This window comes from Alistipes communis (genome assembly GCF_006542665.1).
In the GTDB taxonomy this organism is placed as follows: domain Bacteria; phylum Bacteroidota; class Bacteroidia; order Bacteroidales; family Rikenellaceae; genus Alistipes; species Alistipes communis.
On record NZ_AP019735.1, the window covers coordinates 2,406,194 to 2,430,607 of the forward strand.

A 24,414-nucleotide genomic window follows, 5' to 3' on the forward strand; every position below is an offset into this window, starting at 1 on the left:
GGCGGCGTAACGATTCGTTCGGGCAAACCTCTTGCCGGAACGAATCTTTTTTGCTACCTTTATACCCGTTTGGCAAACTGTATACGCTGACCTATGGATACCGACCGATACGACATTTTCCTGAGCTACCGCCGCCGAGGCGGCTTCGAGACCGCGAAACATCTTTTCGACCTGCTGACGCGCGACGGTTACAGTGTCAGTTTCGATATCGATACGCTCCGTGCGGGCGACTTCGACACTACACTGCTGCGGCGTATCGACCAGTGCACGGACTTCATCCTGATTCTCGATCGGGAGGCCTTCGACCGCACGCTCGACCCCGCGTTCGACCGCAACAAGGACTGGATGCGCATCGAGTTGGCCTATGCCCTCGACAAGGGCAAGAACATCATCCCCGTGATGTTGAGCGGGTTTACCGAGTTTCCCGACAATCTGCCTGCGGACATCGCCGCCGTCGAGCGCAAGAATGGCCCGAAGTACGACCAGTACTATTTCGACGCTTTCTATGCGAAGCTGCTGCGCTTTCTCGATTCCCGCCCGGTCGAGCGGGCTGCGGCGCCCTTCGGCGAGCCTGCCGCCGGAAGTTCGACGTTGAAGATCAAGAGCGACACGGATTGCCGCATCTTCGTCGACGACGAGGAGCGGGGCACGGCCCGCGCGGGGTCGCTCTTCCGCCTGCCGCTGCGGGGCGGGAGCTATCTCCTGCGGTTCGTGAGCGTCGAAAACCCCGCCGATGCGGTCGAGCAGACATGGCGTATCGAGAAGGATGTCGAAGAGTTGTACGTCGTGGCATTGGCGCCCGTCCGGCGGCAGCGCGAGGAGCGGGAAAAACGGGAAGCAGCAGCCCGTGCTGAGGAGGAGCGCCGGCGCCGCGAAGCCTATCTGCTGCAACTGCCCGACGAACGATTCGTGACGTTCAAGGATAACAGTGGCAAATACGGTTTTTCAGATCGGGAGAATAGCGAACTTCTGATTCCTGCTAATTACGGTTATGCCTACTCTTTCAGCGAGGGTTTGGCGAAGGTTAAGAAGGATGGGAAATTGGGTTATATCGACAAGTCGGGCAAGACGGTGATTCCTTTGATTTACAATGACGCAGGTCCTTTCCGCGTGGGTTTGGCGTGTGTCCAGAAGGACAGAAAATGGGGTTATATCGATAAGTCGGGCAAGACGGTAATTCCATTTATTTACGATGACGCATACTCTTTCCGCGTGAATTTGGCGTACGTCAAGAAGGACGGAAAATCTGGCTATATCGACAGGTCGGGCCGGTGGGTGAAGGATGCCTGACACCCGTGTAGAGCGTATCGATGGGCGGAGACATCCGGCGTTTTCCGGTGTCGGAGCAGGGGGCGGCATCGGAATTGTACGCGAGGCTTGGCGGTTCGGAAAATTCGAGCTATCTTTGAGACGATGATACGCAATCTCCTCCTGTTGGTCTGCCTGTGCGCGTGGCTGCCCGCCGCGGCGCATCCCTACGCGGTGGAACAGATCGAAAACGTGCAGTCGGCCGACCGCACGCGCTTCACGTCGAATCCCGACGGGATCCTCTCGCAGGCGGCCGTGGCGCGCATCGACTCGATCTGCTACGGCCTGCGCCGGCGCGGTGCGGCGCAGGTGGCCGTGGTGGCCGTCGACGCCATTGCGGGCGGAGATCCCTTCACGTTCGCCTACGAGCTCTTCTCGAAGTGGGGCGTCGGCCGCCGCGAGGACAGCAACGGCGTGGGCATCCTGCTTGTGAGGGAGCAGCGCGAAATCCGCTTCGTGACGGGGCGCGGCGTCGAGGGCGTGCTGCCCGACGCGCTTTGCAAACGCATCCAGACGAATTACATGTTGCCCGCCTTCCGCGAAGGCGACTACGACCGCGGCATGGTGCGCGGCGTCGAAGCCGTGGCGGCCGTGCTCGCGGGCAGCGAACTCGAAACGGGCGTGCCGGACGCCGTTCCGCAGGAGGACGACACGCCCTGGTGGGTGATCGCGCTGATCGTGGGCGGATGCGTCGCCGTGCCGCTGGTGGCCGTCGTGCGTATGCTGCGCTGTCCGCGCTGCAAACGGTGGTTCGCGCTGCGGTCGCAGGGCGAGCGGATCGTGCTGCGTGCCGAGGGGTGGCGCATGGTCGAACAGACGCTCGTCTGCCGCCGTTGCGGCGAGACGATCCGGCGTCGCCGCAGGGAAGCCGACGGCAGCGACATCGGCGGCCGCGGCGGCGGAATGTGGATCGGAGGCCGGGGTCTCTTCGGCGGAGGTTTCGGCGGAGGACATGCGGGCGGCGGCTTCGGGGGCGGCGGCTTCGGAGGCGGCGGTGCCGGTTCGAAATGGTGAAAAGCAAAAAAGCGGCGGGCAGGTTAGTAACCTTGTCCGTTCGTCCGTATTAATTAACGTATTTAACAACGAAAACGAACCTTTTCGTTAGGCCGAGCGCCGAGCCGCACTTGTGCGGGCTATGCCGAGGCGAGAAAAGGAGCATGAAAGTGAACAACATGAAAAAGAGTCTTTGGATTGTCCTTGCGGTCGTTGCGGTGCTCGCCGTCTGGGGGTATTCGGTCTACAACGGCCTGGTCGAAAAGGAGGAGGCCGTACACGGTGCGTGGTCGAACGTCGAGACGCAGTATCAGCGCCGCTCCGATCTGATTCCCAATCTTGTCAATACGGTGAAGGGGTATGCCGCCCACGAGCAGCAGACGCTCGCGGCGGTGGTCGATGCGCGTTCGAAGGCGACTTCGATGAATGTCGACGCCGACGACCTGACGCCCGAACGGCTGGCGGCATTCCAGCAGGCGCAGGAGGGCGTGCGTTCGGCGCTGGGGCGTCTGATCGCCGTCGCCGAGAACTATCCCGATCTGAAAGCCAACAGCAATTTCCAGGAGTTGCAGGCGCAGTTGGAGGGGACGGAGAATCGCATCGCCGTAGCCCGCACGGCCTTCAACGAGAAGACGCAGGCCTACAACGTCGCCGTCCGCCGTTTTCCGGCCAATCTGGTGGCGGGAATACTCTCGTTCGGGCAGAAACCCTATTTCGAGGCGGACGACAGCGCTGCGCAGGCGCCCGAAGTCGCCTTCTGATACGACAAACTACTAACCCTGATTCGATATGAAACGATTTTTTCTGTTGACACTGGCCTCGGCGGCGCTTCTCGGCGCTTCGGCCGCACCGGTCAAAACCTATGAAGTGAAGAGTCCCGACGGTCGTCTGGCCCTCGTGCTCACGGCAGGCGAACGGCTGAGCTTTACGGTCGCCCGCGACGGGGAGACGCTGGTCGCCCCCTCCGAAATGGCGCTGACGCTCTCGACGGGCGAGGTGCTGGGCGAGTCGCCCCGGGTGCGCTCGGCACGGCGGCGTGCGGTGACCGAGACGATCGACGCGCCGCTCTACCGCCAGAGCCGTTTCGATGCGGCCTACAACGAACTCGACCTGCGCCTGCGCGGCGATTACGGCATCCTGGCCCGCGCCTACGACGACGGCGTCTGCTACCGCTTCTATACGGAGCGCGACGGCGAGCTGACGATCGTCGACGAGACGGCGCAGCTCAATTTCGAGGGCGATCCGTCGGCCTACATTCCCTATTCCAAAACGGAGATTCCGATGCGGACGTCGTTCGAAAATACCTACGAGTACGCGCCGCTGAGCAAGTTCCGGACGCAGACGGTGGCCTTCATGCCGGTGCTCGTCGATCTGGGAGAGCGGGGTTACGTGCTTTACACCGAATCGGACGTCGAGGCCTATCCGGGCGTCTACCTTACCTACGACAAGGAGGCCAAGGGGTTTGCGGCCCGTTTCGCGGAGTACCCGACCGAGACGTCGCTGACCAAACGCTTTCAGGACGTCGTGGAGCGGAGTGCCGACTACATCGCCCGCGTCGACGGCCGGCGCAGCTATCCGTGGCGCATCGTGGCCTACGCCGCGACGGCGACCGAACTGCCCGTGAACGACATGGTATGGCAGACGGCCGAAGCGAGCCGCGTGGCCGACGCCTCGTGGGTGCGCGACGGCAAGATCGCATGGGACTGGTGGAACAACTGGGGCCTCTACGGCGTCGATTTCAAGTCGGGCATCAATACCGAAACCTATAAGTATTTCATTGATTTCGCCGCCGCCAACGGCATCGAGTACGTGGCGCTCGACGAGGGGTGGGGCGTGCGCGACGGCGACGTCATGCACGTCGTGCCGGAGATCGACCTGCCGGAGATCGTCTCCTACGCCCGCGAGAAGAAGGTGGGCATCATCCTGTGGGTGGTGGCCAAGGTGCTCGACGACAAGCTCGAGGAGGCGTGCCGCTACTATTCGGAGCTGGGCGTCGCGGGCTGGAAGGTCGACTTCATCGACCGGCAGGACCAGGCGGCCGTGGAGCGTGTCTACCGCATCGCCGACGCTGCGGCGCGCTACCGCATGATCGTGGATTTCCACGGCGTCTACAAGCCCACGGGGTTGCAGCGCACCTATCCCAACGTCGTCAACTTCGAAGGGATCTTCGGTCTGGAACAGCTCAAATGGACGGACAAGACGGACGCCGACATGCCGGCCTACGACTGCACCTTCCCCTTCATCCGTCAGGTGGCCGGCCCGGTCGACTACACGCAGGGGGCGATGCGCAACGCTTCGCGCAAGAATTTCCGTGCGGTCAACAACCATCCGATGAGCCAGGGCACGCGCGCCCATCAGGTCGCGACCTACGTCGTCTTCGATTCGCCGCTGGTGATGCTCTGCGATTCGCCGACGGCCTACGAGAAGGAGCCTGAGACGCTCGACTACATCGTGCGCTTCCCGACGCGCTTCGACCAGACGTTGATTCCCGCCGGCGAGATCGGCCGCTACATCGTCACGGCGCGGCGTGCGGGCGACCGCTGGTATCTGGGTGCGCTGACGAACTGGGATGCCCGCGAGGTGGAGGTGAAACTCGATTTCCTGGGCGACGGCCGGTGGAAGGCGCGCATCTTCCGCGACGGCGTGAATGCCGACCGCTACGGCGAGGATTACCTCTTGGAGGAGCGGACGGTGACGGCGGCCGACAGTCTTGCGATGCCGATGGCCCCCGGCGGCGGTTACGCCGTGCAGTTCGAACGGGTGCAGTAATCTCCGACCGACGATACGGGGAGCGCTTTCGGGCGCTCCTCTTTCGTTTGCGGTACGGGATACAGAAAGGGGGGGGCCGTCCGGCGATCGGACGGCCCCCCCCCTTGCATTCGTACGGTCGGGTGCGTCACTCCTCGAGCCAGCTGCCCAGCTCGGCGTAGATCTTGTCGGCGATGAACTTCATCGCTTCGGAGCTCGGGTGGCACCCCTTGCCCGTGGCGGGGTTGTAGTCGTGCTTGGGCATGTAGGTCTGGTCGTTGAAGCCGTTCACGGCGTAGAGGTCGACGCAGCGGGCGCCGTAGTGGCGGGCGATGGCGAGCGTCGAGCGTTCGATGCCCGTCGAGAGGTAGTCGCCGATGATGCAGACGATCTTGACGTCGGGATAACGCTCTTTCAGCAAGCGAAGCAGTTTGATGTAGGCCGTGCAGAAGGTCGTGTCGTCGAGCGCTTCGATCTCGGCGCGCGTCGCGGCCGCGTCGGCTGCGGCGAACAATTCGGCCAGCGCCGCCTCCGACGGTGCCTCGGCGCTTTGGATCGGAAGGCCCGGAGCGAGCGGGTCGACGTTGTGCGCGTAGTCGTTCGTGCCGCCGTGGATGAGCACGATGTCGGGCTGCCCCACGCCGCCCTGTGCGATGAAGCGGGCGCAGAAGTCGTTGCCGTACCATGCCTGGGAAGCGTAGGCCGGATCGGTCGTGCGGGCGACGGCCGTGCCGGAGAAGGAGATGTTGCGCTCGATGCGGGCGTCGGACATCAGGTCGTGGGCCAGCCGGTACCAGTAGGTTTGCGACACGGAGGTCAGATCGTGGTCCGAGGTCGGATAGTGGCATGAATAACCCGACGGTACGAAACCTCGGAAGGTCGAAATCGAGTCGCCTATAACGCTGATGCGCTTGGTCTTGCTCACGGGCAGCAGGGTGGTCATGCCTTCGATGACGGGGTATCCGTCGGCGTCGAGCGTCCAGTTTTTCAGTGTGCGGCCGCAAGTGCCCTCGTAAGCGGCGACAGCGGCATTGAGGTCGGCCAGCAGCGTCGACATCTCTCCGTAGGCCTTGACGGTCGCTGCGTCCGCCTTGGTGAGATTCGAAATTCCCGGACCGGCCTGCGTGCTCGGGTCGAAATAACAATGTTTGAGTGAGGTGATCGTATAGCTGCCGCTGTGGATTTTGGCGTAGATGCCGCCGCAGTAGATGGAGGTCGAGGGTTCGCCGTCGGTCAGGAAGCCGTTCCTGCCGATGGTCGAGTAGAGTCCGTAGAGTTCGGCGGCTGTCGGCGAGCCGTTCTGGAAACCGAGGATACCCGACAGCGTGTTGTTGGCCGAGGGATAACCGCCTGCCTTGCCTACGGTCTTGACGGTTTGGACGCGCGATGCGCAGTTGACGATGTGGGCTTTGCCCGTTCCGACTTGCAGCCAGCCGACCAGACCGGTTGCGAGCGTATAGCCGTTGGAACCGTTGTTGCCCGTCGCCTCGACCTCGCGGCCGGCGTAGATGCTGTTGACGATGTCGACGATGCAGGCCGCGTCGTTGCATTTGGCGTATCCGCAAATACCGCCCACGCTGTGCTGTCCGCGGCAGTTGCCGTAGGCGATGCAGCCGTCGACGGCGGTTTCGCCTTTCGATACGATGTAGCCCACGATACCGCCCACCTGATGCAATGAGGAGCTGACGTCGCCGTAGGCCTGGCAGTTTTCGATGAAACTGTCGCCGTAGGAGGTGATCGAACCGGATATACCGCCTGTATTGTAGCCGTATCCCGTGACGGATTCCCGCGACGTGCAGTTCCGCACGATCGATGTGTGCTCCGCTGTGGCGGTTCCCTGATAGCCGGCGATGCCGCCGACGTTATCGGCTCCGAATACCATGATGTCGGTTTCGCAATCTTCGACGACGGCTGTCATATTGCTTCCGTCGTCGGCGTTTTCCTCGTTGGCTTGCAGCGCCCCGACGATGCCGCCCGTGTGATCGCCCTTCGACGAGAGCGAGGCCGAGGCAGCGATCGTGCAGCCGGAGATCTTGCCCGAAGTGAGATGTCCCGCGATTCCGCCGACATAATTGCCGTTGTAGGCCGACGCTTTGCCGCCCACCGTACAGTTCTCTATCGTCGAATTGTGACGGGCGCGGCCGACGATGCCGCCGAGGAAGTGAGTTTCGGCATCGATCGTGGCCGCGGCGTCGACCGTGCAGTCCGATATCTTCGTCCCGCTCGTGTAGCCGGCCATGCCGCCGATCTGTGTCAGCGCGCGAATAGAGCCTTTCAACGTGCAGCCTGCGATCTCGGAGTCGAGCGCGTAGCCGATGATACCGCCGACGTCGCTGACGGCATATCCGTCGAACTCCGTTTCGGCCGTTCCGACGAGCGATCCTTCAAACGTGCAGCCGCGGATCACGCTTTGTTTCGCCACGCCGGCCACACCGCCTGCATGGAGTCCGGAAGCCGAGTATTCGCACTCTTCGAGATGGATGTCCTTCACGGTCGCTCCGTCCAGATAACCGAACAGACCGCAGGCGCCGGATTCGCAGTTTGTCAGCGTGAAATTGCCGATCGTGTGGCCTCCGCCGTCGTAAACGCCCCGGAACGGCGATTGTTCGCTGAGTCCGATCGGTTGGATCGCGATCTGAGCCATGTCGATGTCGGCAATTTGGAGGTAATGTTTGTCGGCGAATTCGGCGTATTCGCCGCCGTCGCTGTTGCAAAGAGCGATCAGTCGTTGCAGGTCTTCTGCCGTCGCCACCTGATAGGGGGCTTCGGCGGTTCCTTCGCCGTTCCAGCCGTCGATGGATTCTCTGGCTGCGGTCGAAAGGTTTATGCTCGCATCGTAGCAGGCGTTACGTTTCATTTCGCATTGGAACGGCTGCGTGTACACGGCTTTTTCGGTGGTTACGGAGAGGGTCCCGTCGTAGGTGCCCGGAGCGAGTATCATGTAAATGTCTTTGGCGCTCGCCTGCGACGACGGGACGGCGTAAGGAATGGAGAGCTGGGTTTTTGCCGTGCGGGAGGCGAGTCCTGTCACGATCAGCGACGCCTCGTCACTCAGCCCGGTCAGATCCAGTTTAAACGCACCGGCCATCGGCGTATTCTCGTCGGCGAAAGCGATCGATTGCACCTTCTCGTCTCCGTACTGTCCGTCTGCGAAGACCTTTGCGCGCAGAATTCCTCCCAGCACGTGCATTTGCAGGGCGGGTATCTCAGAGAGGGACTCGGCGTCGAGTCTTTGCGGATAGGAGACCATTGGCAGGTTCGCGATGTCGAATGCACCGGCTTCGGACTGCGACTGTACGGCAGCGATCGACAGCGCCACGTTTTTCGCATCGTTGGACGAATTGTCTTTCGTGTAGGGAAAATAGGCATGGAGCTTGTCGCCGGTTTCGGCGCGATTGACGTGGAATGCGATCGAGCTTGTGCCATCGTTCGTTGTGACGGAGGCTTCGGCATTGAGCGTCGGTGCCGACGATACGGCGTAGACTCCGATCCTGTCGCCGCTTTCCCACGGGTGTCTGTTGTCCGTCGACGATCCGAGAGCCGCCGTCAGGTCGGATTCGACGATGCAGGTCAGGTCAACGCCTCCGCTTTTCGGTTGTTCGACGGGGGCGTCGTCCGTGCAGGCGCCGAGTGCCAGTGCCAGCGTCGCAGAACAGGCGAACAGCCTTCCGATAAGACCGCTCCGGCGTTTTGCTGTCCGGACGGTCTTGTTTCGGAAGTTCTCTCTGCGAACGTCGTGTCTGTCGCTGCCGACCGTCGTGTGGCGGATTCCTGCCGTGTAGTCGGGCTTTTTGATCTCTTCTCGTTTCATAAATTTGTAGTTTGAGGTTCGATGTGTCGAAAGGTTTTCATTATGAATATACACGCCGGCGGATAAAAACACCTAAGAACGAGGCGGGATTTTTCGACGATCGCGAACGGAATCGGCCGGAAAACGACACACGGGAGCTTTTCAGAAAAACTCCCGTGCCGTTTCGGTTTCCGATGTCGGCTTCTTTTACATCCGCCCCTTTTCGTCTCCGGCGCCGCTCTCGACCTTGCGGGCCTTGAACGTCTTGCCGGTCTTGAAGTTGTAGTTGACCGTCAGTACGAAGCGGCGGGGCTGCCAGTCGTTGGATACCCGCAGGTCGCGTACGAAGGTTTCGGTCTCAGCCACGAACCGCTGCGAACGGTCGAAGAGGTTCGCTACCTGCGCCGTGAGTGTCAGACGGTTGTCCAGCAGGCGTTTTTTGAGGCTCAGCGTCACGCTGTGGTAACTCTTCATGTCGAGGTTGGCCTGCCGGAAGCGGCTCATGGCGTAGTATTCGGCTTCGATGAAGAACTTGCGCGGCAGCGTGAAGGTCGTTGCGGCGTTGGCGAAGGCGGCCCACGTCGTTCGCAGCGGTGCGTCGGCGGTGATGCGGTCGCGGCGGCAGATGCCCGTGAGGTTGGCGTTGAGCGTCCACCACTTCGTGAGTTGCAGGGGAATATTCGCCGCGGCGAAGTATTGCTCCGTGCGGTCGAGGTTCTCGAAACGCAGGTTGGTGATCGATGCGTCGGCGGCGTCGCTGCCGAAGACCTGCGCGATCTCGTCGTGGTGGAGTTGGGCGCCGGCGCTGAGCGAATACTTTCCGGCGAAGACGGCCGTGAGCGAGAGGTTGTCGGTGTAGGCGGGCAGCAGGTCGGGGTTGCCCGACTGGTAGGTGTAGTCCGAAATCTGCATTCGCATCGGGTTGAGCGCCCAGAAGCCCGGCCGCGAGATGTTGCGGGCGTACTGCACCGTGAGCGACCACAGTCCCGCCGCATCGAACGCATAGGTCAGGTTGGCGTTGGGAAAGAGGCTGAAATAACGCTGGCGCACGTCGCTGCCGTAACCCGTGGTGCGGGTATATTCGCCGCGCAGCCCCGCCACGACGTTCCAATGCCCCTTTTTCAGCGTCGCGGCGGCGTAGGCGGCCGTGATGTGTTCGGTATAGTCGGTGACGTAGCTGTACGTGTCGAGCGTCTCCCACCCCTCGGGGCGGAGGTAGCGGTAGAGCGCTTCGTTGTGCATGTCGTTGTAGGTGTACTTCGCGCCGGCGCGCAGCTGCCACGCCTCGCCGAGTCGCTTTTCGAGTGCGGCGTTGAGCGCCGCCACGTTGTAAAGCCCCCGCGTGCGGTCGTCGTAGGTCGAGTCGCGCACGATGCCGGCGGCGGTCGAGCGGACGAAACTGTCGTTGCCGTGGCGGCGGTTGTTGCGGCTGTAATCGGCCATGACTTTGAGCGTCGAGCCGAGCGTGTCGATGCGCCAGATGTAGTTGAAGGTGGCCGAGAAGGTATTGACGCGCTCCGAACCGTCGTAGAGGCTTTCGTTGCGGGTCAGCCGCTCCGCTTCGCGGAAGTCGGTCGACGAGCGGTTGGGCGAGCGGTCGCGGTCGATGTAGAAGTCGGCCTCGGCGCCGATGCTGTGCCGTTCGGAGATGTCGAAGATCGCGCCGGCGCGTCCGCCGCCGCAGTTGTCGCGGCCCCGCATTTCGGAGGAGGCGTCGAGCAGTGCGCCACCCGCACGGTATTCGGTGTGTTCGGCGGTTTTCGTGACATGCAGCGGCACGACGCTCGCCCAGCCCGAAACGTTGAAGGTCCAGCGTCCTGCGTGGCCGTTGAGCGAAAGCGAGGGGTTGTAGCCTTCGATCTGCCGGCTCTGGCGCGTCGAGAACGAAAGGTCGCCCGTGAGCCCGTTGTCGCGCTGGCGGCGGAGCGTGATGCGGATGATGCCGGCCGCCGAGTCGGCGTCGTAGTCGGCACCGGCCTGCGGGATGACCTCGATGCGCTGGATCTCCTCCGATTTCAGCCCGCGCAGGTAGTTGAGCAGCTGCTCGGTGGACATGCGCACTTCGCGGTCGTTGATGTAGACCTTGACGCCCGATGCGCCGTTGATGGCGATCTTGTCGTCGGTGAGCCAGACGCCGGGCGCCTGTTTGAGCAGTTCGGTGCCGTCCTTGCCGAGCGCGACGGGCGAGCCTGCGATCTCCATGACGAACCGGTCGGCTTCGCGGCGGACGAGACTGGTCTTGACGACCACCTCCTGCATCTCGACCGACGCGGGATGCAGTACGAATTCGCCCAGATCGCCCGGCGTATCGACGTCGCGTGTGAGCGTTTCGTAGCCGAGGTATTGGATCGTCAGGCGGTACCGGCCGGCCGGGACTTTGAGCGAGAACGACCCGTCTGCTGCGGTTGCCGTACCCGCCAACTGCGTTTCGGCGTCGAGCAGCACGACCGTGGCGTAGGCGACGGCCGTGCCGTCCGGATCGACGACCCGTCCCGTCGTCGGGGTTTGACGGGCGGCCGAGGCGTCGACGGCGAGGGCGGCGAAGAGCAGGAGCAGCGGCATACGGAGGAGATACTGTTTCATTTTCCGGTGGTTGTATGTTTCGATTGCTATTTTACGCTGCAAATATATATATAAACGAATATAGTTTGTATTGCAAAGTAGTGATTTTTTCAAAATATTTTTGTCACCTATTTTAAAAGTGCGGAAGAGGTGCGCCGGAAACGGCGGCGGAGCGGCGCGTATTGCGGCGGGGCAGGGATGCCCCTCGGCTTTCCATGCGAAAGAGGCTCGTCGGCGGCCGCCATAACCGGCCGCCGACGGGTTCGGCATGCGTGGGGCGGCGGAATGATGCGATGGCGCTCGGTTTGGATGGGTGCGGGCGGTTCCGGTGTTTTTAGCCTTCGTTGCCGGATCGGTCGCAGTGCGAAGGCGATGCGGCGGTGTGCACTTCGCCGGTGTTCGTGCGGTTCCGCCCGCTGTCGGCAGACTGCATCCGAAGCGGGGCGGATCGTCTTTTCGCGGGATTATGCCTTGTGGATAAGTCGATTGCGGGGTGGAGGGGCCGATCCGTCCGCACCCGAAATCGAGCGGGCGTCGGGGCGAAACGATCCCTCTCGGGCGAAGTGCCGGACTCCTTGTGCAGCGCTCTTGCGGCAATGCGTTTCGGGGCGGGGATTCGTTTCCGGTGTGCAGGCGCGGTACGTCCCTCCCGCCGGGCCGCACCCGCTTCGGGTCACTGGTTTTTCTTTTGTTTTTCGTCGCCCGAAAATTGAATTAATTGCGGAAAAATTTGTACTTTTGCAAAATTAGAGCGGAAGGTCGGGCGGCGTGCATCGCCGGCCGACCCGCTGTGTCGAACCGTCCGCCGCAGGATGGAACCGACAATTAAAACTATTGACACGAAGCATGTTGAGTATTTTGTACTACATCTGGCTGGCAGCGATCTGTACGGTAGTCCTCGTCCTGTCGGTCGCGGTGTTGGCGCTGACGTACCCGTTCCAGAAGTCGCGGCGCATCGTTCACGAGATGTCGCGGTATCTGGCATTGAGTTTTCTGCTGCCTTTCCCCCGTCGGGTGGAGGGGTTGGAGAACGTCGACCGCCGCGAGCGTTACGTCATCGTACTCAACCACCAGGCCATGGTCGACATCGGCGCGCTCTACCACGTGCCGCTCAATTTCCGCTGGGTTTCCAAGCGCGAAGTCTTCCGCATCCCCTTCTTCGGGCAGTTCCTGCTCGTCCACGGCGACATCTGCATCGACAGGGGACGTGCCGCCGAGGCGTTGGAGCAGCTGCTCCGCGACGGCGGGCTGTGGTTGTCGCGCGGGGCTTCGGTGGCGATCTTTCCGGAGGGAACCCGCTCGAAGGACGGTCAGATCCACCGATTCAAGGCCGGGGCTTTCACGTTGGCCAAAGAGGCCGGTGTGCCGATCCTTCCGGTCGTGCTCGACGGTACGCAGCGGGTGATCGGCCGCAACCGCCTCTTCAATTGGCGCAACCGCATCACCGTGAAGGTGCTGCCGCCCGTGCCGGCGGCCGAGGTCGCGGCGACCGAGACCCACGTCCTGATGGACGGCGTGCGCGAGCGGATGGCCGCAGCTCTGGCCGAGGTGCGCGGACAGGCGCGGCCGAATCGTAACTAACAATTTATAGACAAGGAGTTTCCGGTATCGCCGGCGGTCCGCCGCCGGAAGCGGGAGCCGCCGGACTCCGCACGACGCAATTATGTCAGATTTACTCAATACCCCCGCCTCCTACGGCGACGACGCGATCGTAACCCTCACTCCGCGCGAGCACATCCGCCTGCGCCCCGGCATGTATATCGGCAAACTGGGCGACGGTTCGCAGCCCGACGACGGCATCTACGTGCTCATCAAGGAGGTCGTCGACAACTCGGTCGACGAGTTCATCATGGGCGCCGGCAAGCAGATCGAGATCACGGTGGTCGACAACGTGGTCACGGTGCGCGACTACGGGCGCGGCATTCCGCTCAAATCGCTCGCGGCGGCCGTCAGCGAGATGAATACCGGCGGCAAGTACGGCGGTACGGCCTTCAAGAAGACCGTCGGTCTGAACGGCGTGGGCGTCAAGGCCGTCAACATGCTTTCGAGCGAGTTCACCGCCCGTTCGGTGCGCGACGGCGAGGCCCGCACGGTCACCTTCGCGCAGGGCATCGAGCAGAGCGACCGCTGGGAGAGCGGCGTGGAGGAGCGCAACGGCACGCTGATCTCGTTCCGCGTGGACGAGGAGGTGTTCGGCGCCTACGCCTACAACATGGAGTACGTCGAGGAGATGGTGAAGAACTACACTTACCTCAACCTCGGCCTGACCTTCAAGCTCAACGGCCAGTCCTACGTCTCGAAGAACGGTCTGCTGGACCTGCTGAACGAGAAGATGTCCGACGCGCCGCTCTATGCGCCGATTCACCTCTCGGGCGACGACATCGAGGTGGCCATCACGCACGGGTCGGGCTACGGCGAGAGCTACTACTCGTTCGTCAACGGGCAGTACACCTCGCAGGGCGGTACGCACCAGGCGGCCTTCCGCGAGGCGATCGCCAAAACGGTCAAGGAGTTCTACCACAAGGATTACGATGCGTCGGACATCCGCACGTCGATCATCGCCGCCATCTCGGTCAAGGTCACCGACCCCGTGTTCGAGTCGCAGACCAAGATCAAACTGGGGTCGAAGGAGATCGAGCCGGGCGTCTCGATGCGCAACTTCGTGCTCGATTTCATCGGCAAGCACCTCGACGACTACCTGCACAAGCATGCCGAGACGGCGCAGGTGTTGCAGAAGAAGATCGTCGAGAACGAGAAGGAGCGCAAGGCGATTTCGGGCATTCAGAAGAAGGCGCGCGAGACGGCCAAGAAGGTGTCGCTCAACAACAAGAAGCTGCGCGACTGCAAGATACACCTCACGGACAGGAACGACCTGGCCGAGCAGTCGATGATCTTCATCACGGAGGGCAACTCGGCCTCGGGTTCGATCACGACGAGCCGCGACGTGCGCACGCAGGCGGTTTTTTCGCTGCGCGGCAAGCCGCTCAACTGCTTCGGCCTGACGAAGAAGGTGGTCTACGAGAACGAGGAGTTCAACCTGTTGCAGGCGGCGCTCAACATCGAGGAGGATATGGACAACCTGCGCTACAACAAGGTCATCATCGCCACCGATGCCGATGTCGACGGAATGCACATCCGGCTGCTGCTGATGACCTTCTTCCTGCAATTCTTCCCCGACGTGATCCGCGGCGGCCATCTCTATATCCTCCAGACGCCGCTGTTCCGCGTGCGCAACAAGCGGGAAACCTTCTACTGCTATACCGACGAGGAGCGGCAGCAGGCGATCCGCAAGTGCGGCGCACAGGCCGAAATCACGCGTTTCAAGGGTTTGGGCGAGATCTCGGCCGACGAGTTCAAGGAGTTCATCGGCGAACGGATGCGGCTGGACAAGGTGCGTCTGACGAAGGACGATCCCATTCACGACATGCTGGAGTTCTACATGGGCAAGAACTCGCCCGAACGGCAGGGATTCATCGTCGACAATCTCCGCATCGAGGAGGATATCGTGGAGGGCGACTTGCAGATCGGCGAGGCGTGACGGCCGGTTTTTTCGGCCGGATATCGGATTGAAAATTAAACGACTATGAGCGAAGAGATATATCCCAACGACGACCCCGCGACCGGGCCCGACGCGGCCGCTGCCGCGGATGCCGCCGCACCTCAGGAGGCCGCGCAGCCTGCGGCGCAGGGCCGCTATGCGCGCCTGACCTCCGAGACGGGGGGCGTGCGCAAGCTGACGGGCATGTACAAGAACTGGTTCCTGGACTACGCCTCCTACGTGATCCTGGAACGCGCCGTGCCTCACGTGGGCGACGGCCTGAAACCCGTGCAGCGGCGCATTCTCCACGCCATGAAGGTGATCGACGACGGTCGCTACAACAAGGTGGCCAACATCGTGGGGCAGACCATGCAGTACCACCCCCACGGCGACGCCTCGATCAAGGACGCGCTGGTGCAGCTGGGGCAGAAGGACCTGTTGATCGACTGCCAGGGCAACTGGGGCAACATCCTCACGGGCGACGAGGCGGCCGCCGGCCGTTACATCGAGGCGCGGCTGTCGAAATTCGCGCTCGACGTGGTCTTCAACAAGAAGACCACCGAGTGGATGCTCTCCTACGACGGCCGCAAGGAGGAGCCGGTGACGCTTCCCGTCAAATTCCCGCTGCTGCTGGCGCAGGGTGCCGACGGCATCGCCGTGGGACTGGCGTCGAAGATCCTGCCGCACAACTTCAACGAGTTGATCCATGCAGCCGTCGCGCATCTGCGCGGCGAGACGTTCCAGCTCTATCCCGACTTTCCGACGGGCGGCATGATCGACGTGTCGCGCTACAACGACGGCCTGCGGGGCGGGGTGGTGAAGGTGCGCGCCAAGATCTCGAAGATCGACAAACGGACGCTGGCCATTACCGAAATTCCCTATACGACGACCACCGAGTCGATCAAGGAGTCGATCATCAAGGCCAACGAGAAGGGCAAGATCAAGATCCGCCGCGTGGACGACAACACGGCCGAGCACGTGGAGATCATCGTGCAGGTGGCGTCCGACGAGTCGTCGGACAAGACGATCGACGCGCTCTACGCCTTCACCGACTGCGAGGTGTCGATTTCGCCCAACGCCTGCGTCATCCGGGACGAGAAGCCCCACTTCATGGGCGTGAGCGAGATACTGCGCCGTTCGGCCGATCATACGCGGGCGCTGCTGGGGCAGGAGCTCGAAATCCGGTTGCATGAACTCAACGAGGCGTGGCACGCCGCTTCGCTCGAACGCATCTTCATCGAGAACAAGCTCTACCAGCTCATCGAGGGATGCAAGACCCGCGAGGCGGCCTACGAGGCGGTGGACGAGGGGCTGGCGCCCTTCAAGAAGCTGTTGCGCAGGGAAGTGACGCTCGACGACGTGCAGCGCCTCACGGAGTTGAAGTTCATCCGCATCTCGCGGTTCGATTCGGAGAGGGCCGACAACGAGATCAAGGCGATCGAGGCCGAGATCGAGCGCGTGCGCTACGATCTGGATCATCTGACCGACTACGCCGTGGCCTACTACGAACGCATCCGCGAGAAGTACGGCAAGGGCCGCGAGCGGCGCACCGAATTGCGGTCGTTCGATACGATCGAGGCGGCGAAGGTGGCCGTCACGAACGCCAAGCTGTACGTCGACCGCGCCGAGGGATTCTTCGGCATCGGCAAGTCGATGAAGGACGCCGAGTTCGTGTGCGACTGTTCGGACATCGACGACGTGATCGTCTTTACGAAGGACGGCCGCTACATTATCACCAAGGTGAGCGACAAGGCCTTCTTCGACAAGAATATCTATTACATCGGCGTCTTCAAGCGCAACGACGAGCGGACGATCTACAACGTCCTCTACCGCGACGGCAAGAACGGCCCGATCCTGATGAAGCGCTGCGCGATCAAGGGCATCACGCGCGACAAGGAGTACGACATCACGAAGGGAACGCCCCGAAGCGAAATCCTCTACATGACGGTCAACCCCAACGGCGAGGCCGAGGTGCTGAAAGTCTACTTCAAGCCGCGCCCGCGGTTGAAGAAGGTGATCGTCGATCTCGACTTCTCGACGCTGGCCATCAAGGGGCGTCAGAGCCAGGGCAACCTCTTTTCGCGCTACGGCATCCACAAGATCGTGATGAAGGAGCGCGGCACGTCGACGCTCGGCAGCCAGGAAATCTGGTTCGACGACGACGTGCACCGGCTCAACACCGAAGGGCGGGGCTATGCGCTGGGTGCCTTCAAGGGCGAGGACAAGTTGCTGGTATGGACGCCCCGCACCTACTATATCACGGGCTACGACCTGCAACAGCACTTTCCCGACGATACGGTGCTGGTCGAACGCTACCGTCCCGAGCGGGTCTATGCGGTCTGCTATTTCGACCGCGAGCAGAACTATTACTATCTGAAACGCTTCCCGATCGAATCGAGCGACAAGACGCAGTTCTTCCTCGACGAGGAGGGAACGGGCGATTTCGTCTGCCGCACGGGACGTGCCGGAGCGCAGCTGGAAGTGACCTATGCCGGAGCACAGGCATCGCGGCCTGCGGAGCGCATAGAAGTCGACGGTTTCGTCGGTGTCAAGAGCCACCGTGCCAAGGGCAAGCGGGTGACGACCTTCGAGGTGGCGTCGCTGCACTTCGTCGAGCCCGAAGAACCCGAAGAGGAGCCGGCCGATCCTGCGACGGGAGATGACCGCTCCGGTGACGCGCCTGCGGGCGGTCCGGCCGTTGCGACGGGAGCGGCTGCGGCGAATGAGGTCGGCGCAGCGTCGGGAATCGAATTGCCCGAGGGGCCTGCGGCGGTGCCGCCGCAGACGGACGACGTGGAGTTCACGATCGAACGCCCGCGCGGGGATCAGGACGACGTGATCGACGTGGAGCAGCTCAACCTGTTCTGAAAGGACGAATCCGAAAAAAACGGCCGAAATGACGACGAAGGTCTTTCTGGTGGGGTATATGGGGTGCGGCAAGAGCACGCTGGCGCGTAAATTGTCGCGCCGTACAGGGGTGCGCGCCGTCGATACCGACGCCGAGGTCGAACGCATGGAGGGGGCGTCGGTCGGCGACATCTTCCGTTACGAGGGCGAGGAGCGCTTCCGCGAACTGGAACGTTCGGTGGTGGAGCGCGTGGCGGCTTCCGGCGAGGCCTGCATCGTCGCCACGGGCGGCGGCCTGCCCACGTGGAGCGACAACATGGAGATGCTGTCGAAGGCGGGTACGACGGTCTATCTGCGCCGTTCGGCGGAGCGGATCGCCGCGCGGCTGACGCCCTACGGACGGGCGAAACGCCCCAAATTGCAGGGGCTCGGCGATGCCGAGCTGGTGGAGTTCATGCGGCGCAACATCGCCGAGCGCGAACCCTACTACGCGCAGGCGGCGCTCGTGCTCGACTGCGACACGCTGAGCGACGAGGAGGCCGTGGAACGGATCATACATTATCTCGAAGGGAATGAATAACGCTCCGATAGGAATCTACGATTCGGGACTGGGCGGGCTGACCGTCTGGCGCGAGGTGCGGCGTCTGCTGCCGGAGGAGTCGCTGCTCTATCTGGGCGACGGCAAGAACTGCCCCTACGGCTCGCGCCCGCGCGAGGAGGTGCGTGCGCTTGCGGATGCAGCCGTCGCGCGGCTCGTGGAGGAGGGGTGCAAACTGGTCGTCGTGGCCTGCAATACGGCGACGGCCGCCGCGATCGATTTCCTGCGGGCGAACTATGCGGCGCTGCCGATCGTGGGTATGGAGCCTGCCGTGAAACCCGCCTGCCAGAATACGCGCAGCGGCGTGGTGGGGGTATTGGCGACCGAACGGAGTCTCGAAGGCGACCTGTTCCACCGCACGGCGGCGCGTTACGGCCACGACGTGACCATCATCGCCGAGCCGGGGCGGGGCTTCGTCGAGCTGGTGGAGAACGACCTCGAACAGACGCCCGAGGCGGATCGCGCCGTGGCGGCGGCGATGGCCGGAATGCTGGCGCGCGGCGCCGACCAGATCGTGCTGGGGTGTACGCACTATCCCTTCCTGATCGGAGCGATCCGCCGGGCTGCGGCCGGGCGCGGCGTGACGATCATCGATCCTGCGCCCGCCGTGGCGCGCCGCACGGCCCAGCTGCTCGACGCCCGCGGCCTGCGTGCGGAGGCGGGGCATCGTCCCGAATACGGCTTCCTGACCTTCGCCGACGCGGCCTACGGCGAACGGTTGCGCCGCAAGGCTTTCGCCTGCGACGTTGCATAAATGGAAAATGATCGTTACTTTTGTATCGATAAACGAACACTGACATGGCATCGACCCAATCCAAATCGGCAAAGGCCTCCGCAACGCGCTCCGACGGCGAGAGCGCGCGGTGGATTTTCGGCCTGCTGCTGCTCTTTGCCGGAATCTTTCTGGTGGCGTCGGTGGTCTTCTACTACTTCGACTGGCGCGGCGATTACAGCGCGCTGCACGGCATCGGCAGCGAGAATCCCAATTTCGACGATTCGATCGACAACCCCTGCGGCCGTCTGGGCGCATGGACGGCCGAGATGCTCGTCGGCCGTTCGTTCGGTTTGTTCGGGATCGTCGTCCCGATCATCGTGACGATGATGGGCGCGCGCATCCTGCGCCGGCGGCCCGTCCTTTTCCACCACTCGGTGCTCAGCTCGCTGCTGGTGCTGATCCTGGGGTCGCTGACGCTCGGCGTCGCCTTCGACGACGGGTGGGGAATGTTCAACAGCGGCTGGGGCGGCGCCTGCGGCATCGAAATGGGACGCCTGCTGAGCGGAAGCATCGGTATGGTGGGGTGCTTCATCGTGTTGCTGGGCGGCTGGATTCTGACGGGCGTCTTCATCAACCGCAATTTCATCAATACGGTCAACCGCGCCGGCAACGTGCTGGTCGACAAGAGCGGCAAGCTGGTGGGAACGGTGGCGCAGAAGGTGCCGTCGTTGCAGTCGCTCGTCGTCTCCCGTCCCCGGGAAGAGGAGGACGACGAGCAGGCGGCGCCTGCGGAGAGCGGCGTGCGCGAAGTGCGGCCGACCCCTCCGCCAGCGCCCGTCGCGGAGGAGGAGCCGCAGCGGGAGCGGGCCGTCAGCCCTGCTGCCGGTGGGGCGCAGGCCGCGGTCGCGGCCGACGACGAGGAGGACGATCCTTTCGTCGTGCACCCTGTGGGCGTGGCTCCCGTTTCGGGCGGCGTGCAGACCGTCAACGACTACTATGCCCGCAACCGCGTCACGGACGACGATCCCTTCGAGGAGCATACGCTCGGCGCGGAAGAGCCGGAGGGTGCGGACGCAGCGCCGCTGCCGTCGCGGCTGGCGGGCGAGGAGGACGAATTCGTCGAGATCGACCTTTCGGACGGCATGGACGATACGGGCGGTGCGGTGCCGGCCGATACTCCGGCAGGGGCGGAGGATGCCGATGCGGAGGAGAATCCTTTCCTGGACGACGACGAACCTTTCACGGTGAAGGATGCGGGTGCGCCCGCGGCGGCCGGCGATGCGCCCGAAGGGGTGGTGGTGACCGTCGAGGAGCACCACGATGCGCTGGTGGACGAACACCGGATCACGACCGAAGCCTACGACCCGTTGAAGGATCTGGTCAATTACCGCCGTCCGTCGGTCGCGCTGCTCGAAGATTACCTCTCCGACTCGGAGGTGACCGACGAGGAGATTTACGAGAACAAGTCGCGCATCGAGGAGACGCTCAAAAATTTCGGCATCCCCATTCAGCGCATCAAGGCCACGACGGGCCCCACGGTGACGCTCTACGAGATCGTACAGGCCCAGGGGGTCAAGATTTCGCGTATCCAGAATTTGCAGAACGACATCGCGCAAAGCCTCAAAGCGCTGGGTATCCGCATCATCGCACCGATCCCCGGCAAGGGGACTATCGGCATCGAGGTGCCCAACCGCAACAAGCAGATCGTGTCGATGTATTCGGCCGTGCGCTCGATGAAATTCCAGGAGGCGAAGGCCGAACTGCCGGTGGTGATCGGCCGCACGATCCAGAACGAGAACTACGTCTTCGATCTTGCGAAAATGCCCCACCTGCTGGTGGCCGGTGCCACGGGACAGGGCAAGTCGGTGGGACTGAACGCCATTATCACCTCGCTGCTCTACAAGAAGCATCCGGCGCAGTTGAAGTTCGTGATGATCGACCCCAAAATGGTCGAGTTTTCGCTCTATGCCAAGATCGAACGGCATTTCCTGGCCAAAATGGAGTCGGAGGAGGAGGCCATCATCACCGATCCGCGCAAGGCGGTCTATACGCTCAACTCGCTCTGCATCGAAATGGAGAATCGGTTGTCGCTGTGCAAGGACGCCGGTGCGCGCAACATCAAGGAGTACAACGAGAAGTTCACCGCGCGGCGGCTCAATCCCCTCAAAGGACACCGCTACCTGCCCTACATCGTTGTGGTGGTCGACGAGTTCGCCGACCTCATCATGACGGCCAAGGAGGTCGAGGGCCCCGTGATGCGGCTGGCGCAGAAGGCGCGTGCGGTGGGCATCCACCTCATCATCGCCACGCAGCGTCCCGACGTGAAGGTCATCACGGGCGGCATCAAGGCCAACTTTCCGGCGCGCATCGCTTTCCGCGTGATGCAGATGATCGACTCGCGCACGATCATCGACCGTCCGGGCGCCGAGCAGCTGATCGGCCGCGGCGACATGCTCTTCTCGAACAACGGCGAACTGACGCGCATACAGTGCGCACTGGTCGATACGCCCGAAGTGGAGCGCATCGTGGAGTATATCTCCAAGCAGCAGAGCTATACGTCGGCCTACAACCTGCCCGACTATACGCCCGACTCGGGCGGCGGCGAGGCGGCGCTGGGCAGCGAGAGCTCCGCACCGGTGAAATACGACTCGAAATTCGCCGAGATCGCCCGCGACGCCGTGTCGCAGGGGCAGATCTCGACCTCGATGATCCAGCGCAACTACGAAGTGGGCTTCAACCGTGCCGGCCGGATCATGATGCAGCTCGAACGGGCGGGCATCGTGGGGCGGCAGGAGGGCGCCAAACCGCGCGATATTCTCTATCACGACCTGCCGAGCCTCGAAGCGAAGTTGCAGGAATTGGGTGTTTTCTGACGATGACGACACGATCGAATACGATAGTCCGGCCCGGCGGTCTGCTCCGGTGGGCGCTGTGTCTGGCGGCGCTGGTATCCTTGCTGCCGCTGCGTGCGGCGGACGATGCGCCTGCGCGGAAGGTCGCAGGCGAGCTGGCGGCCCGTTTCCGGGCGATGAAGGCCTATACGGTGACCTTTGCGGTCGAAGGCGACGACTTTGCCGCCGAAGGAAGTTATGCCGTCGAGGGCGACCGCTATTACATGCGCGTGGGCGATGCCGAGGCCTACTCCGACGGCGTTTCGAAATGGGAGGTCGATCCCTCGAAGCGCGAGGTGGTGGTCGACGTCGTCGACACGCAGAGCCGCAGCTTGCTGGGCAACCCGACGCGGGCGTTCGATTTCCTGGACGACGCCTTCCGCAGCGAACTGCTGCCCTCCGAAGGCGAGGTGCGCCGTCTGCGGCTCACGCCGGTCGACAAGGGGGCGGCGATGAGTTCGATCACGGTCGACGTCGCCGCCGACGGATCGCCGCGTGCGGTGATCTACGATCTCGACGGCGAGCGGATGCGTATCGAGATCCGGCGGATCGAACCGTCGGCCGAGGTGCGGCGCTTCGATGCGGCGGACTACGCCGGTTACGAGCTGATCGATTTCCGTTGAGGCGTGCTGGAGACGGCAGCGGGGTTTCGGAACGTTCCGGAACCCCGCTGCCGTTTGGTTAGTCGCGGCCCAGTACGGTCTGCTCCGCCACGCGGCGCAGGTAGGCCGCCGTGTCGGGATCGAGCAGGCCGTCGGAGGGCGCCGCACCGAAAGGCGCTCCGGTCAGCGTCGTGCAGATCACGGCCGCCGCCAGGTAGGAGCCGGCGTAGGAGGGGTGCGAACCGTCGGCGGCGTAGAGCTCGATGTCGGGCCGTTCGGTGCGCACGCGGCTCCATGCGACGCCGACCGGAATGCAGCCCGCCCCGACGGCCTCGGCTTCGGCGAGGGTGTTGACGCGGATGCGCTCCTGCATCGATGCGTAGCTTCGGAGGAAGTCGTAGTCGAATTTCCGCTCGGTATAACCGTCGCGCCGTCCCCACGTCATCTCGACGTAGGGTCTGACCTTCGGGTTGTGGGTGCGGATGTGGGCGACGATCGCCTCCATGCGGCCGGCGATCCCCTGGTCGTCGGGGGTGCCGATCAGCGCCGGGTGGAGGCTCTGATCCTGCAACACGACGAAATCGTAACCGCCTCGTTCGATCAGATCGCGGCAGTCGGCCTGTTCGAGGTGGCGCTCCATCGTGCAGCCGCCGATGGTGAACATCTCGACGCGCAGGTCGCGCCCTTCGAAGGAGGCCAGTTCGCGGACGATCCCCGGCACGAGGTTGTAATACGTGTAGCTGTTGCCGATGAAGAGGACGCTCTGCGGGCGGGAGAGCGGGCGGGCGCCCAACCGGCGGATGCAGGCGCCCAGTCCGTGCGCGTTGCAGAATCCGCTGGCGCCGATGCTGTCGGAGGGGATCGGACGCCCGTCGTCGGCGCGCAGGTCGGCAGCCTGCACCCAGCGGATGCGCAGCGTGTCGCGCACCAGGGCGTCGCGCAGCCGGATCGTGCCGAAGACCTTGTAGGAGTTGCCTTTGCCCGAGGCGAAGAGGCGGTGGGTGTAGCGGATGTCCGGATCTTCCGCCGCACGCCGCAGCTGCGCGGCCGGAAGCCAGCGTCCCCGTTCGAAATATTCCAGCCGGTAGTATTTCGGGGCGGAGGCGTCGTTGCCGAAGAGGAAGTCGATGCCGATGCGTTCGCCGCGGCCGAGCGAGTCGACCGGTACGGCGAAGAGCCAGCAGTCGCCCGCCGCTCCGCCCCGCACGGCGGGGTTATGCGATTTGCCGAGCGTGCGGACGAAGCCGCCGGGGGCGTTGCCGTCGGCGCGGAGGTAGCGGAGCGTCGCTCCGGGGCGGCCGTCGGCCGTCAGGTACCCTTCGTCGACGAAGGTCGCGGCGTGCGCGGCGTGACGGGCTTTGTCGAAATGCCACAGGCAGGGCAGACCGCCTGCGGACGGATTTGCGCCGGCGACGCAGAGCACGGTGGCGACGCAAAGCAGCAGCGTAGAAAAGAATCGGTTCATGGTTCGTCGTAGGTTAGCAGAACAAAACTACGAAATCTTCCGCGCAATCGCAACTCCTGCGGACGGGAATTCGCCGCTTTGCCGGCCGGTGAAGAGCCGGTTTCCCGCGTCCTCCTGTCGGGGGCGGATGCCGAATGCGCTCAGATCGGCTGAAACCTGCCGAAAACGGAGGGTTTCAGTCGGAAGACATGTCGAGAGATTGAATTTTTACCCCTAAAAGTTGCCCGGTTGCGAAATAAATCGTATTTTTGCTTGTTATTAATAGGGGTTCGGCAAGCCGGATCGGAGCGCGACGGGAGATGTTTTCGGAAAATCTGCGGATGCGGATTTCCGCATCCCTGCGGACCGTCCGCCGAC

The 24,414-nt window shown here is 63.1% G+C and carries 14 protein-coding genes; 11 read left to right on the top strand and 3 right to left on the bottom strand.

Features of this window, described 5'->3' with window-relative positions; translation table 11 throughout:
* The first annotated feature begins 93 nt into the window (after positions 1 to 93).
* The 4 genes from FMF02_RS09830 to FMF02_RS09845 all read left to right on the top strand — a co-directional run bounded on the left by FMF02_RS09830 (position 94) and on the right by FMF02_RS09845 (position 5,070).
* Complete coding sequence (locus tag FMF02_RS09830; protein ID WP_141413020.1) at positions 94 to 1,290, top strand: WG repeat-containing protein; 1,197 nt, start codon at positions 94 to 96, stop codon at positions 1,288 to 1,290.
* Positions 1,291 to 1,413: 123 nt separating this feature from the next.
* Positions 1,414 to 2,322, top strand: a complete 909-nt coding sequence (locus FMF02_RS09835) for a TPM domain-containing protein (RefSeq protein WP_141413021.1) — start codon at positions 1,414 to 1,416, stop codon at positions 2,320 to 2,322.
* 158 nt (positions 2,323 to 2,480) lie between these two features.
* Positions 2,481 to 3,062, top strand: a complete 582-nt coding sequence (locus tag FMF02_RS09840; RefSeq protein WP_141413022.1) for a LemA family protein — start codon at positions 2,481 to 2,483, stop codon at positions 3,060 to 3,062.
* 28 nt (positions 3,063 to 3,090) lie between these two features.
* The gene (locus FMF02_RS09845) at positions 3,091 to 5,070 is read left to right on the top strand and encodes a retaining alpha-galactosidase (protein ID WP_162852315.1); all 1,980 of its coding nucleotides are present in this window, start codon (positions 3,091 to 3,093) and stop codon (positions 5,068 to 5,070) included.
* Between the two features lie 127 nt (positions 5,071 to 5,197).
* Here the strand turns inward: FMF02_RS09845 and FMF02_RS09850 are convergent, their stop codons facing one another.
* Both FMF02_RS09850 and FMF02_RS09855 read right to left on the bottom strand, forming a co-directional pair.
* On the bottom strand, positions 5,198 to 8,860 hold the full coding sequence (locus tag FMF02_RS09850) for an SGNH/GDSL hydrolase family protein (protein ID WP_141413023.1): 3,663 nt from the start codon (positions 8,858 to 8,860) through the stop codon (positions 5,198 to 5,200).
* 186 nt (positions 8,861 to 9,046) lie between these two features.
* Positions 9,047 to 11,422 carry a TonB-dependent receptor gene (locus FMF02_RS09855; protein ID WP_141413024.1) on the bottom strand — a complete coding sequence of 792 codons (2,376 nt, stop codon included), beginning with the start codon at positions 11,420 to 11,422 and terminating at the stop codon, positions 9,047 to 9,049.
* A gap of 825 nt (positions 11,423 to 12,247) precedes the next feature.
* Here FMF02_RS09855 and FMF02_RS09860 point away from each other — a divergent pair.
* The 7 genes from FMF02_RS09860 (at position 12,248) to FMF02_RS09890 (ending at position 22,613) form a co-directional block, all read left to right on the top strand.
* Positions 12,248 to 12,982: a lysophospholipid acyltransferase family protein gene (locus FMF02_RS09860; RefSeq protein ID WP_034779506.1), complete on the top strand. Its 735-nt coding sequence runs from the start codon at positions 12,248 to 12,250 to the stop codon at positions 12,980 to 12,982.
* 82 nt (positions 12,983 to 13,064) lie between these two features.
* A complete protein-coding gene (locus tag FMF02_RS09865; RefSeq protein WP_141413025.1) occupies positions 13,065 to 14,939 on the top strand; it encodes a DNA topoisomerase IV subunit B in 1,875 nt (624 codons plus the stop codon).
* A 45-nt stretch (positions 14,940 to 14,984) separates the two neighbouring features.
* The gene (locus tag FMF02_RS09870) at positions 14,985 to 17,807 is read left to right on the top strand and encodes a DNA gyrase/topoisomerase IV subunit A (RefSeq protein ID WP_141413026.1); all 2,823 of its coding nucleotides are present in this window, start codon (positions 14,985 to 14,987) and stop codon (positions 17,805 to 17,807) included.
* A gap of 28 nt (positions 17,808 to 17,835) precedes the next feature.
* A complete protein-coding gene (locus FMF02_RS09875) occupies positions 17,836 to 18,366 on the top strand; it encodes a shikimate kinase (protein WP_019129958.1) in 531 nt (176 codons plus the stop codon).
* Positions 18,359 to 19,138, top strand: a complete 780-nt coding sequence (murI, locus tag FMF02_RS09880) for a glutamate racemase (protein WP_141413027.1) — start codon at positions 18,359 to 18,361, stop codon at positions 19,136 to 19,138. The genes FMF02_RS09875 and murI overlap by 8 nt, the downstream gene beginning before the upstream one ends.
* Positions 19,139 to 19,182: 44 nt before the next feature.
* Positions 19,183 to 21,972, top strand: coding sequence for an FtsK/SpoIIIE family DNA translocase (locus tag FMF02_RS09885; protein WP_141413028.1), 2,790 nt, complete (start codon positions 19,183 to 19,185; stop codon positions 21,970 to 21,972).
* A gap of 2 nt (positions 21,973 to 21,974) precedes the next feature.
* Positions 21,975 to 22,613 carry a LolA family protein gene (locus FMF02_RS09890; protein ID WP_019129955.1) on the top strand — a complete coding sequence of 213 codons (639 nt, stop codon included), beginning with the start codon at positions 21,975 to 21,977 and terminating at the stop codon, positions 22,611 to 22,613.
* A 58-nt stretch (positions 22,614 to 22,671) separates the two neighbouring features.
* On the opposite strand, the gene FMF02_RS09895 is transcribed toward FMF02_RS09890, so the two are convergent.
* Positions 22,672 to 24,057 carry an SGNH/GDSL hydrolase family protein gene (locus tag FMF02_RS09895; RefSeq protein ID WP_141413029.1) on the bottom strand — a complete coding sequence of 462 codons (1,386 nt, stop codon included), beginning with the start codon at positions 24,055 to 24,057 and terminating at the stop codon, positions 22,672 to 22,674.
* Positions 24,058 to 24,414: the final 357 nt, after the last annotated feature.

Bases quoted from the DNA above. Each gene is read 5' to 3' on its own strand.
- FMF02_RS09830 (WP_141413020.1), top strand. From the start codon at position 94: ATGGATACCGACCGATACGACATTTTCCTGAGCTACCGCCGCCGAGGC.
- FMF02_RS09835 (WP_141413021.1), top strand. From the start codon at position 1,414: ATGATACGCAATCTCCTCCTGTTGGTCTGCCTGTGCGCGTGGCTGCCC.
- FMF02_RS09840 (WP_141413022.1), top strand. From the start codon at position 2,481: ATGAAAAAGAGTCTTTGGATTGTCCTTGCGGTCGTTGCGGTGCTCGCC.
- FMF02_RS09845 (WP_162852315.1), top strand. From the start codon at position 3,091: ATGAAACGATTTTTTCTGTTGACACTGGCCTCGGCGGCGCTTCTCGGC.
- FMF02_RS09850 (WP_141413023.1), bottom strand. From the start codon at position 8,860: ATGAAACGAGAAGAGATCAAAAAGCCCGACTACACGGCAGGAATCCGC.
- FMF02_RS09855 (WP_141413024.1), bottom strand. From the start codon at position 11,422: ATGAAACAGTATCTCCTCCGTATGCCGCTGCTCCTGCTCTTCGCCGCC.
- FMF02_RS09860 (WP_034779506.1), top strand. From the start codon at position 12,248: ATGTTGAGTATTTTGTACTACATCTGGCTGGCAGCGATCTGTACGGTA.
- FMF02_RS09865 (WP_141413025.1), top strand. From the start codon at position 13,065: ATGTCAGATTTACTCAATACCCCCGCCTCCTACGGCGACGACGCGATC.
- FMF02_RS09870 (WP_141413026.1), top strand. From the start codon at position 14,985: ATGAGCGAAGAGATATATCCCAACGACGACCCCGCGACCGGGCCCGAC.
- FMF02_RS09875 (WP_019129958.1), top strand. From the start codon at position 17,836: ATGACGACGAAGGTCTTTCTGGTGGGGTATATGGGGTGCGGCAAGAGC.
- murI (WP_141413027.1), top strand. From the start codon at position 18,359: ATGAATAACGCTCCGATAGGAATCTACGATTCGGGACTGGGCGGGCTG.
- FMF02_RS09885 (WP_141413028.1), top strand. From the start codon at position 19,183: ATGGCATCGACCCAATCCAAATCGGCAAAGGCCTCCGCAACGCGCTCC.
- FMF02_RS09890 (WP_019129955.1), top strand. From the start codon at position 21,975: ATGACGACACGATCGAATACGATAGTCCGGCCCGGCGGTCTGCTCCGG.
- FMF02_RS09895 (WP_141413029.1), bottom strand. From the start codon at position 24,057: ATGAACCGATTCTTTTCTACGCTGCTGCTTTGCGTCGCCACCGTGCTC.